Annotated in this window: 16 protein-coding genes; 6 read left to right on the forward strand and 10 right to left on the reverse strand. The window is 73.5% G+C overall.

What is annotated here, in order from left to right; translation table 11 throughout:
• Nucleotides 1-112: 112 nt before the first annotated feature.
• Entirely contained in the window at nucleotides 113-427 is a 315-nt protein-coding gene (locus MLV88_RS21615) for a hypothetical protein (RefSeq protein ID WP_242372634.1), read from the reverse strand.
• Between the two features lie 95 nt (nucleotides 428-522).
• On the opposite strand from MLV88_RS21615, the gene MLV88_RS21620 reads away from it, so the two are divergent.
• Nucleotides 523-1,269, forward strand: coding sequence for a sulfite exporter TauE/SafE family protein (locus MLV88_RS21620; RefSeq protein WP_242341219.1), 747 nt, complete (start codon nucleotides 523-525; stop codon nucleotides 1,267-1,269).
• 235 nt (nucleotides 1,270-1,504) lie between these two features.
• Here MLV88_RS21620 and MLV88_RS21625 read toward each other — a convergent pair whose 3' ends face one another.
• From MLV88_RS21625 to MLV88_RS21660, 8 genes are all read right to left on the reverse strand, one after another.
• The gene (locus MLV88_RS21625; protein WP_242341220.1) at nucleotides 1,505-1,930 is read right to left on the reverse strand and encodes a CBS domain-containing protein; all 426 of its coding nucleotides are present in this window, start codon (nucleotides 1,928-1,930) and stop codon (nucleotides 1,505-1,507) included.
• Between the two features lie 2 nt (nucleotides 1,931-1,932).
• Nucleotides 1,933-2,637, reverse strand: a complete 705-nt coding sequence (locus tag MLV88_RS21630) for an ABC transporter ATP-binding protein (RefSeq protein ID WP_242341221.1) — start codon at nucleotides 2,635-2,637, stop codon at nucleotides 1,933-1,935.
• 11 nt (nucleotides 2,638-2,648) lie between these two features.
• Nucleotides 2,649-3,368, reverse strand: a complete 720-nt coding sequence (locus MLV88_RS21635) for an ABC transporter ATP-binding protein (protein WP_242341222.1) — start codon at nucleotides 3,366-3,368, stop codon at nucleotides 2,649-2,651.
• An 11-nt stretch (nucleotides 3,369-3,379) separates the two neighbouring features.
• Entirely contained in the window at nucleotides 3,380-4,483 is a 1,104-nt protein-coding gene (locus tag MLV88_RS21640; protein ID WP_242341223.1) for a branched-chain amino acid ABC transporter permease, read from the reverse strand.
• A gap of 11 nt (nucleotides 4,484-4,494) precedes the next feature.
• Complete coding sequence (locus tag MLV88_RS21645; protein ID WP_242341224.1) at nucleotides 4,495-5,361, reverse strand: branched-chain amino acid ABC transporter permease; 867 nt, start codon at nucleotides 5,359-5,361, stop codon at nucleotides 4,495-4,497.
• A gap of 237 nt (nucleotides 5,362-5,598) precedes the next feature.
• On the reverse strand, nucleotides 5,599-6,750 hold the full coding sequence (locus MLV88_RS21650; protein ID WP_242341225.1) for an ABC transporter substrate-binding protein: 1,152 nt from the start codon (nucleotides 6,748-6,750) through the stop codon (nucleotides 5,599-5,601).
• A gap of 89 nt (nucleotides 6,751-6,839) precedes the next feature.
• Nucleotides 6,840-8,174 (reverse strand): hypothetical protein, encoded by a 1,335-nt coding sequence (locus MLV88_RS21655; protein WP_242341226.1) that lies wholly within the window; start codon nucleotides 8,172-8,174, stop codon nucleotides 6,840-6,842.
• Nucleotides 8,175-8,455: 281 nt separating this feature from the next.
• Entirely contained in the window at nucleotides 8,456-10,846 is a 2,391-nt protein-coding gene (locus tag MLV88_RS21660; protein ID WP_243338671.1) for an endonuclease MutS2, read from the reverse strand.
• Nucleotides 10,847-10,928: 82 nt separating this feature from the next.
• Here MLV88_RS21660 and MLV88_RS21665 point away from each other — a divergent pair, with 82 nt between their 5' ends.
• On the forward strand, nucleotides 10,929-11,702 hold the full coding sequence (locus tag MLV88_RS21665; RefSeq protein WP_243338677.1) for a tetratricopeptide repeat protein: 774 nt from the start codon (nucleotides 10,929-10,931) through the stop codon (nucleotides 11,700-11,702).
• 63 nt (nucleotides 11,703-11,765) lie between these two features.
• On the opposite strand, the gene MLV88_RS21670 is transcribed toward MLV88_RS21665, so the two are convergent.
• Nucleotides 11,766-12,194, reverse strand: coding sequence for a hypothetical protein (locus MLV88_RS21670; protein ID WP_242373121.1), 429 nt, complete (start codon nucleotides 12,192-12,194; stop codon nucleotides 11,766-11,768).
• Nucleotides 12,195-12,398: 204 nt separating this feature from the next.
• On the opposite strand from MLV88_RS21670, the gene MLV88_RS21675 reads away from it, so the two are divergent.
• From MLV88_RS21675 to MLV88_RS21690, 4 genes are read left to right on the forward strand one after another with little or no spacing between them, the layout of a single operon-like run.
• Nucleotides 12,399-12,596: a hypothetical protein gene (locus tag MLV88_RS21675; RefSeq protein ID WP_242373119.1), complete on the forward strand. Its 198-nt coding sequence runs from the start codon at nucleotides 12,399-12,401 to the stop codon at nucleotides 12,594-12,596.
• A gap of 27 nt (nucleotides 12,597-12,623) precedes the next feature.
• Entirely contained in the window at nucleotides 12,624-13,748 is a 1,125-nt protein-coding gene (locus MLV88_RS24730; protein ID WP_242341533.1) for a glycosyltransferase family 4 protein, read from the forward strand.
• 59 nt (nucleotides 13,749-13,807) lie between these two features.
• Nucleotides 13,808-14,854 carry a lysylphosphatidylglycerol synthase transmembrane domain-containing protein gene (locus MLV88_RS21685; protein WP_242341534.1) on the forward strand — a complete coding sequence of 349 codons (1,047 nt, stop codon included), beginning with the start codon at nucleotides 13,808-13,810 and terminating at the stop codon, nucleotides 14,852-14,854.
• Nucleotides 14,855-14,906: 52 nt separating this feature from the next.
• Nucleotides 14,907-16,169, forward strand: coding sequence for an exo-beta-N-acetylmuramidase NamZ family protein (locus MLV88_RS21690; protein ID WP_243338678.1), 1,263 nt, complete (start codon nucleotides 14,907-14,909; stop codon nucleotides 16,167-16,169).
• Nucleotides 16,170-16,209: the final 40 nt, after the last annotated feature.

Raw genomic sequence — 16,209 nt, forward strand, 5'->3', positions numbered from 1 at the left:
GGCCGCAGGGCGGGAGGGGCGGGAAGGGCGGGAGGGGCCCGAGCGGCGGCGGCAAGGGTGGCAAGGGCGGTCCGCGCGGCGGCCGGCGCGGAAGGTAAACGGCTGCGGCGGGCTACCTCGCGGCGGGAGGCGCTCCACGAAGGGCCGAGAGGAACCGTCGGGCCTCCGCGACGGGAGTCCTTCGAGCGGAGCCGAGGTGCGGCTCCGCCTCCGCCCGCGGGACGAAGCGCGGCTCCCCGGGCGTCCCCGGATCGAACGCGACCGCGAGGCCCTTCGCCGTCAGCGCGCGGAAGAACGGCTCCCAGCCGCAGCGCTCCCCGGCCTCCCCGTGGCCGACGAGGGCCGGCGCGCCTTCGCGCAGCGCAGGCGAGCGCCGGCTCCAGCCCGCGAAGTGGATGATCTCGGCTCGGTCGAGGGTCGCGTGCATCGGGACCTCCGGCCGGGATCTGCCGCCGCGCGCCGGGCCCGGCAATCGCCCGGCGGGGGCTGCGCCGCCGGGGCGCGCCGTGCTAATCACGAACGGTGACGCTCGCCAACGGGCTGCTCGTGACCGCGTCGTCCGCCGCCGCCGGCCTCATCAACGCGGTCGCGGGCGGCGGGACCCTCCTCACCTTCCCGGCGCTGCTCACGGCCGGGCTCGGCCCCGTCGGCGCGAACGCCACGAGCACCGTCGCGCTCTGGCCCGGCCAGTTCTCCTCCGTCTGGGCTTATCGCCGGCACATCGGCGAGGAGCGACGGCGCGCGCTCACCCTCGGCGTGCCCGCGCTGCTCGGCGGCGCGATCGGCTCGGTGCTGCTCCTCGCGCTCCCGGAGTCGGCGTTCGCGGCGATCGTCCCCTGGCTCATCCTGTTCGCCTGCGCGCTCCTCGCGCTGCAGGGGCCGATCAAGACCTTCGTCGGCGGCCACGCCGTCGGCAACCATCCCCTCGCGCACTGGGTCATCCAGCTCCTCATCTCCATCTACGGGGGCTACTTCGGCGCGGGCATCGGGATCCTGATGCTCGCGGCGATGGGCATCCTCGTGCCGTCTTCGATGCAGCACGCGAACGCCCTCAAGGTGCTGCTCGCGCTGCTCACGAACGGCGTCGCGGCGATCCTCTTCGCCATGAGCGGCAAGGTGGACCTGCGCGTCGCGGCCATCATGGCGGTCGCGTCGCTGGCGGGGGGATGGATCGGCGCGCTGCTCGCGCAGCGGCTCCCGCCCGCCGGGATGCGAGCGTTCGCCATCGCCGTGGGCCTGTTCGCCGCGGGGAAGATGTTTTTGCGCTGAGGGGCTAAGGATCCCGCGCGACCGTCGGCGGGGCCGGTGCCGGAGCCCGTCTGCGTGGGAAGCGCACGGGCGGCCGACGCCGGGGGAGGGCCCCGCGCAAAGCGCGGGAGGGGCGAAGCCCCTCCGGCGGGGAACGGGCGCGAACCCGCGAAGCGGGCGCGACCGTTCACGGGCCCCGCCGAGCAGGGGTGGGGCCCCAGCAGCTTCGCTGCTGGGGCGGGGGCGCAGCCCCCGTCTATCTAGAAAAATGAATCAGCGCCTCGAGCGCGTTCGTCGTGGTGAGGATGCCCACGAGCTCGCCGCGCGTCCCGGCCACGATGACGCCGTTCAGCTTGCGGTCGTGGAGGAGCTTCGCCGCCTCGGAGATGGGGGTCTCCGGCTTCACGGTGTGCGGCTTCGGGTTCATGGCGGCGGTGACGGGCGTCTTCGAGAGCAGGTACTGCAGCTCCCACTGGTCGAGGCTCGTCGCCTTCGCCGGCATGTAGCCGAGGAGCATCTTCTCCGTCACCAGGCCGACGATCCTGTCGCCCTTCATCACCGGCAGCCGCCGGATGTTCCGCTCGCGGAGGAGGTGGATCGCCTCCACGATCGACGCGTCGTCCCCGATGGTGATCGGGTTCCGCGTCATCCAGTCGCCGACGGTGAGCTTCGTGTCCGCCATGATCAGATCCCCAGGAAGGCCTTCTTCACGTGCGCGTTGTCGAGCAGCTCGGCGCCCGGGCCGGAGAGTACCACCCGGCCCGTCTCGAGCACGTAGGCCCGATGGGAGATGCGCAGCGACTGGAACACGTTCTGCTCCACGAGCAGGATGGTCGTTCCCTGGCGGTTGATCTCCTTGATGATCTCGAAGATGTTCCGCACGAGCAGCGGCGAGAGCCCGAGCGAGGGCTCGTCGAGGAGCATGACCCGCGGGTTCCCCATGAGGCCGCGCCCGATGGCGAGCATCTGCTGCTCGCCGCCGGACATGGTGCCGCCGAGCTGGCCCTTGCGCTCGGCGAGGCGGGGGAAGAGCGAGAACACCCGCTCCATGTTGCGCTCGCGGTCCTTGCGCGTGGACTTCACGAACGAGCCCATGCGGAGGTTCTCGGTGACGGTCATCTCCGGGAAGATGCGGCGCGCCTCCGGGACCTGGACGATCCCCATCTCCACGACCTTGTGGGAGGGGACGCGCGAGAGCTCCGTGCCCTCGAACGTGATCGACCCCGAGGTGGGGCGGACGAGCCGCGAGACGTTCCTCAGGATCGTGGACTTGCCGGCGCCGTTCGCGCCGACGACGGTGACGATCTCCCCCTGCTTCACCTCGAGGTCGACGTCCCAGAGGACCTGCAGGTCGCCGTAGGCGAAGTTGAGCTTGCGGATCTGGAGCATGTCGTCTCCCGTCACTCGACCCGCTCGCCCAGGTAGGCGGCGATGACGTCGGGGTTGTCGGCGATCTCGCGCGGGCCGCCCTCGGCGAGCTTCTCGCCGGAGTTGAGGACCACGATCCGGTCGGAGATCCGCATGATGGCCTTCATGTCGTGCTCGATGACCATCTGCGTGAGGCCCCGCTTCTTGAGCTCGAGGATGAGCTGGATGATCTCCTCCGACTCGGCGGGGTTGAGGCCGCCCATCACCTCGTCGAGGAGCAGGAGCTCGGGCTTCGTGGCGAGGGCGCGGGCCACCTCCAGCTTCTTGCGCTCGCCGATGGGGAGCCCGCCCGCCAGGAAGTCGGGCTTGTGGTCCAGTCGGACGACCTTGAGCTGCTCCATCGCGAGCTCGCGCGCGACCCTGAGGCTCGAGGTGCGAGCGAGCGCGCCCACCATCACGTTGTCCACCACGGAGAGCTTCGCGAGCGGGCGGACCTTCTGCCACGTCCGCACCATGCCGAGCCTGCAGACCTGATCCGGCTGGAGCCCGTTGAGCCGCGTGCCCTTGAAGGTCACCTCGCCCTTCGAGGGCGGGTAGTAGCCGGTGATGCAGTTGAAGAGGGTGGTCTTGCCCGCGCCGTTCGGGCCGATGAGGCCCATGATCATCCCCTGCTCCATGGAGAAGGAGACGTCGGAGTTGGCCGCGAGGCCCCCGAAGAACTTGGAGACGTGCTCGATGTCGAGGATCGCCATGGTCGCCTCCCTCAGGCCGTCGCCGCCGGTTCCGTCCGCCCGCGCGACGGCGTGCGGCGGCGCAGCCGGGTCGCGAGGCGGCGGATGACGCCCAGCACGCCCTCGGGCGCGAACAGGATCACCACCACCACCAGGATGCCGTACACGAGCATGTGCGCGTTCGAGAGGTTCGCCTCGATGAACCGCACGAACCCCGAGTCGGACGAGACGATCCCGAGCTGCACGAGCCCCTTGGGGTTGCGGAGGATCTCCGAGAGCGGCACGAGCACCATCGCCCCGATCACCGGGCCGAGGATCGTCCCGATGCCGCCGATGATGCAGATGAGGACGAACTGCACCGACACGTCCAGCCCGAACACCGTGTTCGGGTCGATGAACTTCACGAACATCGCGTAGAAGCCGCCGGCCGCGGCGGTGAACGCGGCGGAGATCGCGAGCGCGACGTTCTTGTAGAAGGCGGGGTTGATGCCGAGCGAATGGGCGGCGTCCTGGTCCTCGCGGATCGCCTGGAAGTAGTAGCCGAGCTTCGAGTGCTGCACGGCCCAGTTCGCGATGATGGTGACGACCGCGAGCCCGAGCGCCGCGAAGTAGAACGGGCGCTTCGTGAAGAACTCGATCTCGGTCGCGCCGATCTTGAGCGTCGGGATCTCGGTGACGAGGAACCCCTCCGCGCCGCGGGTGAAGTCCTTGAAGTGCAGGGCGGCGAGCCGGATGATCTCGGTGACCGAGATCGAGGCGAGCACGAAGTAGGGTCCGCGCAGCCGGAAGGTGATGCTGCCGATGACGAGCGAGAGGAGCACCGCCGCCGCGATCGCCGCCCAGATCCCGACCCACGGGGCGGTCTTGTTGAGCTCGAGCAGCATCATCGTGACGTACGCGCCGATGCCGAAGAACGCGGCGTGGCCGACGGAGTACTGGCCGGCGTAGCCGCCGATGACGTTCCAGGCCTGGCCCTGGATGATCGCCAGGAACAGCACGACCCCCATGTGCAGGACGTACGGCTTCTTCACGAAGCTCGGGAACGCCGCGAGCGCCGCGATCGCCGCCACGAAGAGGACGAGCCCGAGGACGGAGAAGCCGCGGGGGGCTCGGGAGAGGAGGGGACGCCGATCCATGGAGTGCACCCTTAGGCCCGGGTCTTCCCGAGGAGGCCGGACGGCTTGAAGAGGAGGAGCCCGAGGAAGAGCACGAACACGACGAGCTCCTTCAGGCCGGAGGCGATGTAGACCGCCGAGAGCGACTCGGTGACCCCGATGATGAGGCCGCCGAGCGTCGCGCCGATGACGCTGCCCATCCCTCCGAGCACCACGATGACGAAGGCCTTCAGCGTGAAGGTGCTGCCGACCTGCGGGAAGATGTAGTAGGTCGGCGAGATGAGCGCGCCCGCCACCCCGGCGAGCGCGGAGCCGATGCCGAACGCGAGCACCGACATCGCCTGCACGTTGATGCCCATGAGCTGCGCCGCGTCGCGGTCCTGGGCGGTCGCGCGGATCGCCTGGCCGGTGTCGGTCCTCAGGAGGAACCAGTAGAGCGCCGCGGTGATCACCGCCGTGATGAGGAACGCGACGAGCAGCGGCTCCGAGATCGAGATCCCGCCGAGCGAGAAGCTCGACGACGAGTAGGTCGTCGTGAGGATCCGGTAGTCGGAGGTGAACATCAGCATGATCGAGTTCGACATGATGAGGCCGAGCCCGATCGTGAGCAGGATCTGGTTCTGCGGGAGCGCGTTGAGCACCCGGTTGATGAGGGTCTTCTGGAGGAACGCTCCCCACAGGAACAGGAGCGGTCCGGTGATGGCCACCGAGACGAAGGGATCGATCCCGAGCCGCGAGAAGACGAGCCAGGTCGCGTACATCCCCAGCATGAGCAGGTCGCCGTGCGCGAAGTTGATGACGCGCATGACGCCGAAGATGATCGTCAGCCCGATCCCGATGAGCGCGTAGACGCCGCCCACGAGGATCCCGCTGATCACCGACTGCAAGAACACGTTCATTCGGCTGGCTCCGCGGCTCCGGTCGAGGGTGAGCGAAGAACGAGAGGGGCCGGGGAGCGTAACCAAACAGTCGAGCCGACTTCAACGCCTGTCAGCGCGCAGGGCGCGAAAAAAGGGCGATCGGCGGCCGACCGGGGGGCGACCGGCGCGCGCCCCCGAAACGAACGGGGCGGCGGGCCTGTGTCCGGCCCGCCGCCCCCAGGTACCAAGGTCACGCCGCGTGACGCGGCGCTCCCATCACTTCCAGCCCGGGAACGGGTAGACGGCCTTCTTCTTCGCGAGCTGCTTCGGGAAGACCGTCACCGACTTGCCGCCCTGGTACTGGACGACCGGCATGACGAGCTCGTTCTGGTTCGTGAACCCCTCGTAATCCCGGAAGTCCACGCTGCCCATGATGCCGTTCCACTTGCCGGCCTTGAGCGCCTCCTGGATCTTCTTGCGGTCGCCGCCCGCCTGCTGCGCGACCTCACCCACGATCGTCATGGAGGCGTAGGCGCAGGCCGCGTGGTAGGTCGGCTTCTTCCCGTACTTCTTGAGGTAACGGTCCGCGAACTCCTGCGCGGCCGGGGAGCTCTCCGGCGTCCACTGCGTCACCGAGAAGACGAGGTTCGAGATGTCCTTCTCGCTCTCGAACTGCGCGGTGTCGAAGCCCGCGCCGCCGCCCAGGAAGGCCTGCGGCTTCAGCCCCACCTCGCGCGACTGCCGCATGAGCAGGATCGCGTCCGCGACGTAGGACACCATGAAGACGAGGTCCGGGCTCTGGGCCTTGATCTTGGTGAGCGTGGAGCGGTAGTCGGGCGCGCCCTTCTGGTAGGCCTCGTCCGCGACGATCTTGAGGCCCTTCTTCTGCGCGAAGTCCTTGCCGGCGGCGGCGACGGACGTGCCGAAGTCCGTCGACTCGTAGATGAAGGCGATCGTCTTGGGCTTGCCGAGCTCGCTCGCGGCGTCGATGAGCGACTGCGCGTACTGGTGGGCCGGGGCGTTGAGCCGGAAGACGAAGTCGTACCCCTGCTTGGTGATCTCCTCCTTCGCGGCGGCCGGGACGACCTGGGGCACCTTGTACTGGTTCGCGAGCTTCGCGACCGCGTTCGCCGTGGCCGAGGTGTAGGGCCCGACGACCGCCGCGACCTCGTCGCCCGTCGCGAGCTGCTCCATCGCGCTCATCGACACCTGCGGCTTGCCGGTGTCGTCCTGCTTGATGAGCTGGACGTTGACGCCCTTCTTCTTGAGGTCCTCGACGGCCATGTCGACGCCGTTCGTGAGGTTCTCGCCGATGGGGGCCTCGGGGCCGGTGATGGAGTTGATGAATCCGATCTTCACCTGCGCGTGTCCGGCACCAGGGAGCGCGAGGCTGAGCGCCGCGAGGGCCGGGGCGAGCATCTTCTTCATGTGCCGCTCCTTGCGAGAAGGGATCCTATGGACGTGCGAAGGCGCCCGCGGCATTCAACACCGCGGGCGCCCCCTGTACTTTCGGCTTCCTAGAACACGAACTGCGACGACACGGCGGTCTGCCAGCCGTCCTGATCGAGGCCGTCGGCGTAGGTGGTCGTCGTGCGGACGCCCTCGACGCCGAACTTCCAGTGCTTGCCGGCGTTGAAGATCACCGCGGCGTGGATCTGCTCGTTCTCACGGCGGACCGAGGCCGCGGTCTGGCCGGCGGACCTACGGCTGCCCGCGTCCGTCTTCTCGCGGCCGTAGCCGCCGACGAGCCAGACCTCGGGGATGGGCTTCAGGACCGCCTGCGCCCAGAAGCCGTCCGACTCGACCGTGTCGGGAGCGGCCGTCGCGACCGGGGGAGTCCCCGTCGCGACCGCGCCCGCGCCGGCGGCGATCAGGTTGTACGTGTCGCCCGCGCCGTCGTTCGTGAACCACTCGCCCTTCACGTCGAGCCACTGCGAGGTCACGTTGACGTCGACGCCGAGGAGCGTGCCGTCGAGGTCCTTCGTGGCGCCCGTCCCGCCGGTGACGTCGCTCACGCGGCGCTTGCCGTACAGGTACCCGACGCCCGCGGCGACCGTGACCGGATCGAGCTTCGCGTTGACGCCGACGCGGCCCTCGAGGCTGGGGAAGCGCGAGGCGTTGCCGGAGCCGTAGTCGGCGCTGGCCGGCGTGAACACCGGCGCGGCGTCGTTCGTCTGCGGGGAGAGGACCGCGGCCGCGACGTTCAGGCCCAGCATCTCGGGCGTGCCGGCCCAGGACGCGCGGATCTGAGGAGCGCGGCGCCAGGCGTTGCCGGCCTGCCAGAAGATCGGGTCGGCGGTGTGCGTGATGGAGGTCGCGAACAGCGGCGTCACGATGCCGTAGTCCTGCCCGGCGAGGATCGTGAAGGTACCGACCGGCTGCTTCCAGGTCGCCGTCATGCTGGCGAGCCGGAGGCGCATCACGCCGTTGTACCAGGTGGTCGACGTGGTCGCGAGGTGGCCGGCCTTGAAGTCGAACTCGATCGTTCCGCCGAGCTTCGCGCCGGTCCAGTTCTCGTCGTCGAGCGCGAGGCGCACGCCGAACCGCGAGTAGCGAGCGCTCATGAGGTACGAGCCGCCCGCCTGCGTGCGCGCGACCTGGGCCGGGTAGTCCTTCGCCGCGAACGTGTTCGCGTTCGCGTACGCGCTCAGCTGGATGAAGCCGTAGGGCGTGACCTTCACCTCGTCCTTCGCGGCGGGCGGCTTGGCCGGAGGCGCGGTCGGCGGGGTCGCGGGCTGCGCCGCCGGCGTCTGCTCGGCGGGCTTCTGCTCTGCAGCAGGCGCCTGCGCGAGAGCCGCGAGCGGCAGCGCAAGGGTGAGGGCTGCAGCGATGAGCTTCTTCAAAGCCTTCATGCAGTGCCTCCGAAAATCAATGTGTTCGGCGGTGTGTCCGGGCCCCTGAACGAAAAAGGGAGCGCAGGCTCGGACGGGTGCTTCCTCTCTACCACACCGGGCCAGCCCTCGAACGCAGAAAAATTGGCGCGGCCGGCAGGAATTGCGCCCGCATGGGTGGACAACACTGAGAGCGAAATCGCGGCGCGCCTCCCCTGGCCGAAGGAGGGGGACGGCGGCCGCGAGCTCACGGGCTCGACGGCGCCGGCGCGCGGCCTCGCGGATCGGGGGGTTCGGCGGCGTCAGCGCCGGAGGCTGACGACGGTCACTGCGTCGCCGCCCTCGTGGCGGTCGCCCGGGCGAAACGCGCCAACGTAGGGCGACGCGGAGAGGTGATCGCGGAGCGCCTGCTTGAGCGCGCCGGTGCCGTGGCCGTGGAGCACGAGGCACTCGGCCTCGCCGGCCGAGTAGACGCGATCGAGGAAGCGCTCCACCTCGCGGAGGAGCTCCTCCACCCGCAGCCCGCGCACGTCGAGGCGGCGCTCGAGGCCACGCGGCGCGTCGGGGCGCGCCTCGGCCGCCGCCGCGAGCTTCTCCGCGCGCGAGCGGCCGAGCCTCGCCGCGTCCTTCGCCTTCCCCACGAGCGCCACGAGGTCCGAGACGGGCCGGCGGACCTTGAGCGGCCCCGCCCGCACGAGCGCGTCCTTCCCCTCCACCTCCACGACCTCGCCCTCCTGCCCGAGCGAGACGATGCGGACGCGCACGCCCGGCTTCACCTCGCCGCCGGGCAGCGCCTCCGCGCCCGCCTCGGCGCGCGCCTTCGTCGCCTGCGCCGCCTGCTGGACGGTGGCGCGCCAGGCGTCGAGCTGGCGCGAGGCGTCGGTCGCGGCCCTCACCGTGGGCGCGGCCTGGAGGCCCGCGAGCAGCTCCGCCACCTCCGCGCGCGCGGCCTCGAGCTCGTCCACGAGCGCCTCGCCCATGCGCGCCGCCGCCTCGCGCTCGGCCCGCCGCGCGGCCTCCTCGGCGGCGCGGGCGCGCTCCTCGGCCGCCTGCGCCGCGGCGCGGGCCTGCTCGGACGCGCGCCGCTCCTCGGCGAGCCGCGCCCGCTCGTCGTCGAGCGCGCGGAGCGCCTGGCCGAGCGCGCCGCCCTGGCCGGTCAGCGCCGCGCGGGCCCGCTCCACGACGGGCCCGGGCAGCCCCACCCGCGCGGCGACCTCGATCGCGGACGAGCTCCCCGGGCTGCCGAGGTGGAGCTGGTAGGTGGGGGCGAGCCGCTCCGCGTCGAACCCGACGCGCGCGTTGGCGTAGTGCGTGTCGGTGAGCGCGAGCGCCTTGAGCTCGTCGAGGTGCGTGGTGACGAGCACGGCCGCGCCGCGCTCGACGAGCGACTCCAGGATCGCCGCGGCGAGCGCCGCGCCCTCGCGCGGGTCGGTGTCGGCGGCGATCTCGTCCACCAGGACGAGCGACCCCGGGACCGCCCCGGCGAGCATCTCCTTCACCGCGGCGAGGTGCGCGGTGAAGGTGGACAGGTCCTTCGTGAGATCCCCGCGCTCGTCGACGGCCGCCTTCACCTCGAGGAAGAAGGGGAGCCGCGAGCCGGCGGCGGAGGCGACCGGCAGGCCCGCGCGGAGCATGAGCGCGGACAGGCCGACCGCTGTGATGGCGACGGTCTTCCCGCCGCCGTTCGGGCCCGACACGATGAGGGCGCGGGCGGGCGGGTCGAGCCGCACGTGGCTCGCCACCACCTTCTTGCCCTGCAGGACGAGGAGCGGGTGGCGCAGCGAGAGGAGCTCGAACCCCGCGCCGGGCGCGAGCACCTCGGGGGCGTGCGCGTCGAGGTCGGAGGCGAGCAGCGCCGAGCCCTCGAGCACGTCGAGCGCGGCGAGGAGCTCGAGGTCGCGCGCGAGCGCGCCCGAGCCGGCCATGAGCGCCTGGGTGAGCTCGCGGAGGATGCGCTGCTCCTCCTCCGCCGCGACGGCGTTCGCGATCGACAGCTCGTTGCCGAGCTCGACCATGGAGTCCGGCTCGACGAAGAGCGTCTGGCCCGACTGGGAGGCGTTGTGGACGATGCCGGGGACGGCGGAGCGCGCGCTCGCGAGCACCGGCAGGACGTAGCGCTCGTTGCGGATGGTGAAGTAGGTGTCGCGCAGGTGGCGCTGCATCTCGGCGTCGGCGAGGAGCGCCTCCACGTGGACCTTGAGCGCGCGGTGCAGGCCACGCGCCCGCTCCCGGGCCTGGGCGAGCTCGGGGCTGGCCCGGTCGGAGATCGCGCCCGACGGCTCGATGGCGCGCTCGACGCGGTCCGCGAGCGCGGCCGACGGCGAGAGCGGCTCCGCGATCGCCCACAGGCGCGGGGTCTCCGCCGCGCGCGCCTCGAGGAGCCCGCGCGTCCGCGCGGCGGCGCGGGCGAGCGCGGCGCACTCCCGCAGCGCCAGCGGCTCGAGGACGCCCCCCTTGCTCGCCCGCTCGAGGTGCCCGGCGACGTCGCCGACTCCGCCGAGCGGCAGCGCGAGCCCGAGCTCCGACAGGCGCCGCGCCTCTCCCACCCGCAGGAGCGCCTCGCGCGCGGCGTCGGCGGTCGGCTGGAAGGGGAGGTCGAGGGCGCGGGCCCGGCCGGCGGGCAGCCTGCAGCGCGCGGCGATGGCGGAGAGGATCTCGGGCCAGCCGAGCTCCCGTTGCGTGCGGTCGGTCATCGGACGCCGCTCCACTTACCCCTTCCCGCGCCGCTGCGCCACAGGCCGGATTACGGGCGCCGCCCCGTGGTTATATGGCGGCGTGAAGCGCCTGCCCCTCGCCCCCTTCCTCGCGCTCGGCGCCGTGCTCGCCGCGTGCGCCTCCGCGCCGCCCCTCCCGACCGCGCCGCTCGCCCCGCGGGCGGTGCCTCCCGCGGCGCCGGTCCCCGGCTCGGAGGCGCTCCTCGCCGAGGCCCTCGCCCTGCGCGCGGCGGGCGAGCCCGCGAAGGCGCGGCTCCGGCTCGAGGAGGCGCTCGCGGCGGCGCCCGCCCGCGACGACGTCCGGATCGAGCTCGCCGAGCTGCTCGTCGCGGACGGCCGTGAGCTCGACCGGGCGCGGGAGGTGCTCGCCGGCGTCCGGCGCCGCACCGTCGACGCCCGCTGGGATCTCGCGAGCGCCCGCCTCGCGGAGCTGACCGGCGACGACGAGGCGGCCCAGGCCGCCTACGGACGCGCGCTCATGCTCGGGGAGGACGCCGACCTCCGCCTGCGCCGCGCGCTCGCGCTCTCGCGGCTCGGGCGGGCCGGCGACGCCATCGCCGAGCTCGAGCGGGCCCGCGCCGCCCGCCCCGGGGACGGCGCGATCCGGGCGCAGCTCGCGGACGCCTACGAGGCCGCCGGGCGCCTCGCCGAGGCCGAGGCGGAGCTCGTCGCCGCGGCGCGCAGCGCGCCCGGCCGGGCGGCTGGATGGACCCGCCTCGCGCGGTTCTACGAGCGGACCGGGCGGAGCGCCGAGGCCGCGCGCGCCGACGAGAAGGCGCGCGCCGCGACCCGGCCCGCGCGCACCCTGAGGCCGCTCTTGCCCTCGCGGCGGTGACGGCGCGGGCGAGGCCCGGCCTCGCCTTCGGGGCCGGCGCGTCTCGAAAGAGACGGCGGCCGCTCAGGTCCGCATGCGCTCGGCGATCCAGGCGACCAGGAAGGATCGCGGGACCCCCGCGGCGAGGCTGCCGACGAGGAGGGCGAGGGGCGCCGACAGGTAGATGAGCGCGAGCAGCCCGCCCGAAAGCACCCACAGCCCCGAGAGGAGCAGCCCGAGGTTGCGCACCCGCCGGCCGGTGCCGTCGAGCGCGGCCGCGAGCGTGGCGGTCATGAGGCCGTTGACGCCGGACGCGGCGATGGACACCGCAATGGCGATGGTGCCGCGGTCGAGCGCGACGAGGTCCCGGAACGGCCCCGCCACGTGGTCGAGGAGCAGGTAAGGGGGCGTCGTCCAAGGGAGCCGGCTCGCGAGCGCGTCGACGGTGAGGTGCGCGGCCGCGGCGATGGCGGCGGTGACGGGCACCCGGGTGCGGAGGGTCCGCTCGGACATCCGCGCGTCCTAGCAAAGTTCCGAGGGTGAACGCCAGAGGACCGGGCGGGCCCACCGCCGGGGCCGGTTGGCCGGCACGAGAGCGGGTGTCTACGTTTGGCGTCGGGAGGAAGTCCATCCGTGCCGCACTCCGGTCCGTCGGTCTCACGAGGTCATCTGCGCCTGGCCACTCTCCCCGCGGCGCCGCATCGGGCAGAGCGCCGGATGGTGCTGTTCGTCCGATCCGCGGCGGCGGCCCTCGCCATGCTGTGGTTGACGGCGGCGGCGTGGCTCTCGGCCGCCCTGGCGCTCGCGCCGCTCGCCTTCCGGCGCGCGCCGCTCGGCCGGCGCGTGAGCCCGATGCCGCCCCGCGAGGCGCGGGTCATTCCCTTCCAGCCCCGCCGCCAGGCGCTGACGCGCTGAGGCGGCCCGCCCCGCGGAGCCGGCAGCGTGCGCATCGGCGTCGTGACCGAGGAGTACTACCCGAGCCTCGGCGGCATCCCCGAGCACGTCGAGAACTTCGCCCGCGAGGCGCGGCGCCTCGGGCACAGCGTCAAGATCGTCACGAGCGTCATGCCCGACGCCGCCAAGGGCGCGCCGCCGTCGCTCGACGCGGAGTCCGCGGACGTGCTGCGGGTCGGCGCGAGCCGGCCGCTCGTCCACCGCGGCGCCGTCGGGCGGGTGACCGGTGGGACGGGGGTCGGCGCCGCCCTGCGGGACATCCTCGCGCGCGAGCGGTTCGACGTCGTCCACGTGCACGCGCCGCTGTCGCCGGTCCTGCCGCTCCTCGCCATCCACCACGCGACGGGGCCGGTCGTCGGCACGTTCCACCCGGGCGCGCGCCCCGGCCTCCTGTTCCGGCTCGCGCGCGGCGCGCTGCAGCGCTACGCCGACCGGCTCGACGCGTCCATCGCGGTCTCCCGCGCCGCGCTCGCGCCCTACGGCGACCGCCTCGGCACCGACGTGCGGATGATCCCGCACGGCGTGGACTTCGACCGGTTCTCGCGCGGGCGGCGGCTGCGGCGCTACGACGACGGCAAGCTCAACGTGCTCTGGCTCGGCCGCGTCGAGGCGCGGAACGGGCTCGATCGGATGATCGGCGCGTTCCACCGCGCGTGGAAGCAGATCGACGCGCGGCTCATCGTGGTGGGCGACGGGCCTGGGCTCTCCCGCGCCCGCGCGCGCGTCCCGCGCGAGCTCGAGGAGGACGTGGTGTTCGCCGGGCGCGTCCACGGCGAGCGGCCGGACTGGTACGCGACGGCCGACGTCTTCTGCGCGCCCTCGCAGGCGCCCAGCGCCGGCGTGACGCTCCTCGAGGCGATGGCGGCTGGCAAGCCCGTGCTCGCCTCGGACGTCGACGGGTACGGGGAGATCGTCCAGCACGGCCGCGAGGGGGAGATCCTGCCCGCTGCGGACGAGGCGGCGTGGGCGCGGGCGCTCCTCCGCCTGGCGCGCGAGCCGGCGCGCGGCGCCGCGTACGGCGACCGGGGCCGGCTCACGGCCCAGCGCTTCGCCTGGCCGTCGGTGGCACGCGAGGTGCTCGGGGTGTACCGGTCCATCGGCGTTCGCGGTTGATCCTGCGGCCGCGCGCGCAGGCTTTCGCTCGGACGGGTCCGCGGTTAGTCTGTCGCGCCGTGTCCGCCCTCTGGCAGCGCCTCCGTCGCCTGGCCGTCCCGCCCGAGGGCAACCTCGGCCGGAGGCCGATCCTGCGGCTCGTCGGGCTCCTGCTGGTCGCGGCGTTCGCGGGGGTCGCCCTCGCGAACGTCGACCTCTCCGAGCTCGTCGAGACGCTCGCCTCGGCGAGGCCCGAGGCGCTCCTCCTCGCGATGGCCGCGAACGTCGTCTCGCAGTGGCTGCACGCGGGCCGCTGGGCAGCGGTCGTCCGGCCGCCCGGCGTGCGCGTCCGGGCGCGCGACGCGTTCGCGCCGCTCGTCGCGGGCTACGCGGTCGGGGTGGCCGTGCCGGCGCGCGCGGGAGACTTCGTCCGCGCCCACCTCCTCGCCCGCCGGACCGGTCTCTCCACCACCTCCGTCCTCGCCGCGGCGCTCCTCGACTACGTCGTGGGGACGGCGACGCTCGTCCCGCTCATCGCGGGGCTCGCCCTCGCCACGCCGCTGCCGGCCTGGGCTCGCGACGCCCTGCTCGCGTTCGCGTTCGTCGGCGGCGCCGGGCTCGCGGCGGTGTGGCTCGCGCGGCCGCGCGCCGGCCACGACGCCTCGGGCCGCGGCCTCGCCGGGGTCTGGGCGCGGCTCCGCGCCGGCCTCGGCGCCGCGCACGAGCCGAGCGCGCTCGCCAAGTCGTTCCTGTGGGGGATCGCCGGCTGGGGGGCGGAGCTCCTCGTCGCCTGGTTCTCGCTCGCCGCCGTCGGGCTCCCGACCACGCTCCAGGTCGCGGGGCTCCTCGTCGTGGCGACCACGGCGGCGAACGTGATCTCGCTCTCGCCCGGCAACGCGGGCCCGTTCGAGGCGGCCGCCGCGCTCGTCGTCGCCGGGCTCGGTGTCGGCGCCGCCCCGGCGCTCGCCTTCGCGCTCCTCTACCACGCCGCCCATCTCCTCCCGATGTTCGCGCTCGGGGGGATCGCCCTCCTGCGCGAGGCGCGCGAGGGGCGCGAGCCGCGCGCGCCGCTCGCGGACGTGGTGGACGCCGTCGAGGTCCACGAGCCGCGCGCCACGGGCACCTGACGGCCCGCCCGAAGCGCGGTAGAAGTACGCGCCTCGCCGAGGAGCTCGACCGATGCCCCGCCGCTCCGCCCCGCCCCGCCGCACCGCCGCCGCGCCGCGCCGCGCCGCCGCCCGGCCCGCTCGCGGGGGCGACGCGCGGGTCCGCTCCGGCCTCGACGTGCTCGCGCGCAGCCGGTTCCGGCAGCTCCGGGGCCGGCGCGTCGGGCTCGTGTGCAACCCCACCGCGGTCACGGCCGAGCTCGTCCACGCCGCGGACCTCCTCCACGGCGCGCCGGGCGTCGAGCTCGCCGCCCTGTTCGGGCCCGAGCACGGCGTCCGCGGCGACGCGCAGTACATGGCGGCCGTGGGCGGCGAGCGCGACGCGCGCACGGGGGTGGCGGTCCACTCGCTCTACGGCGAGACGACGAGCTCGCTCAAGCCCTCGCCGGAGGCGCTCGAGGGGCTCGACGCGCTCGTGTTCGACATCCAGGACGTGGGCGCCCGCTACTACACGTACCAGGCGACCATGATGCTCTGCATGGAGGCGGCGGCCGACGCGCGCGTGCCGTTCGTCGTCCTCGACCGCCCCAACCCGATCGGCGGCGTCCTCGTCGAAGGGCCGCGGCTCGCCCCGGGCTTCGAGAGCTTCTGCGGCCTGCACGATCTCGCGCCGCGCCACGGCATGACGATCGGCGAGCTGGCGCTCCTGTTCCGCGCCGAGCGGAAGCTCGACCTCGATCTCGAGATCGTCGCCTGCGAGGGTTGGCGGCGCGGCGTGGGGTTCCGCGAGACCGGACTGCCGTGGGTGTTCCCGTCGCCGAACATGCCGACGCCGGAGACCGCGCTCGTCTACCCCGGGATGTGCCTCCTCGAGGGCACGAACCTCTCCGAGGCGCGCGGCACCACCCGTCCGTTCGAGCTGTTCGGCGCGCCGTGGCTCGACGCGCACCGGCTCGCCGAGGACCTCGCGCGCGAGCGCCTCCCCGGCGTCCGCTTCAGGCCGGCGAGCTTCGTCCCGACCTGGGACAAGCACGCGGGGGTCCGCTGCCACGGCGTCGAGCTGTTCGTGACCGACGCGGCGCGCTTCCAGGCGTTCCGGGCCGGGCTCGCCTGCGTGCTCCACGCGCGGGCGCAGGACCCGGCGCGGTTCGCCTGGCGCACCGAGCCCTACGAGTTCGTCGCCGACGTGCCCGCGTTCGACCTGCTCTGCGGGTCCGCGCGCGAGCGCGAGGGCCTCGAGGCGGGCGCCACCGTCGCGGAGCTCGCGCGCGCGTACGCCCCCGAGGAGCGGGCGTTCGCGCGCCGCCGCGCGGCCTACCTCCGCTACGCGGGCTGAGGTAGGCTCCGCTGCCGGGACGGAGGGACGGGCGAGGAGG

The sequence above is a fragment of the Anaeromyxobacter soli genome, assembly GCF_022808855.1.
In the GTDB taxonomy this organism is placed as follows: domain Bacteria; phylum Myxococcota; class Myxococcia; order Myxococcales; family Anaeromyxobacteraceae; genus Anaeromyxobacter; species Anaeromyxobacter soli.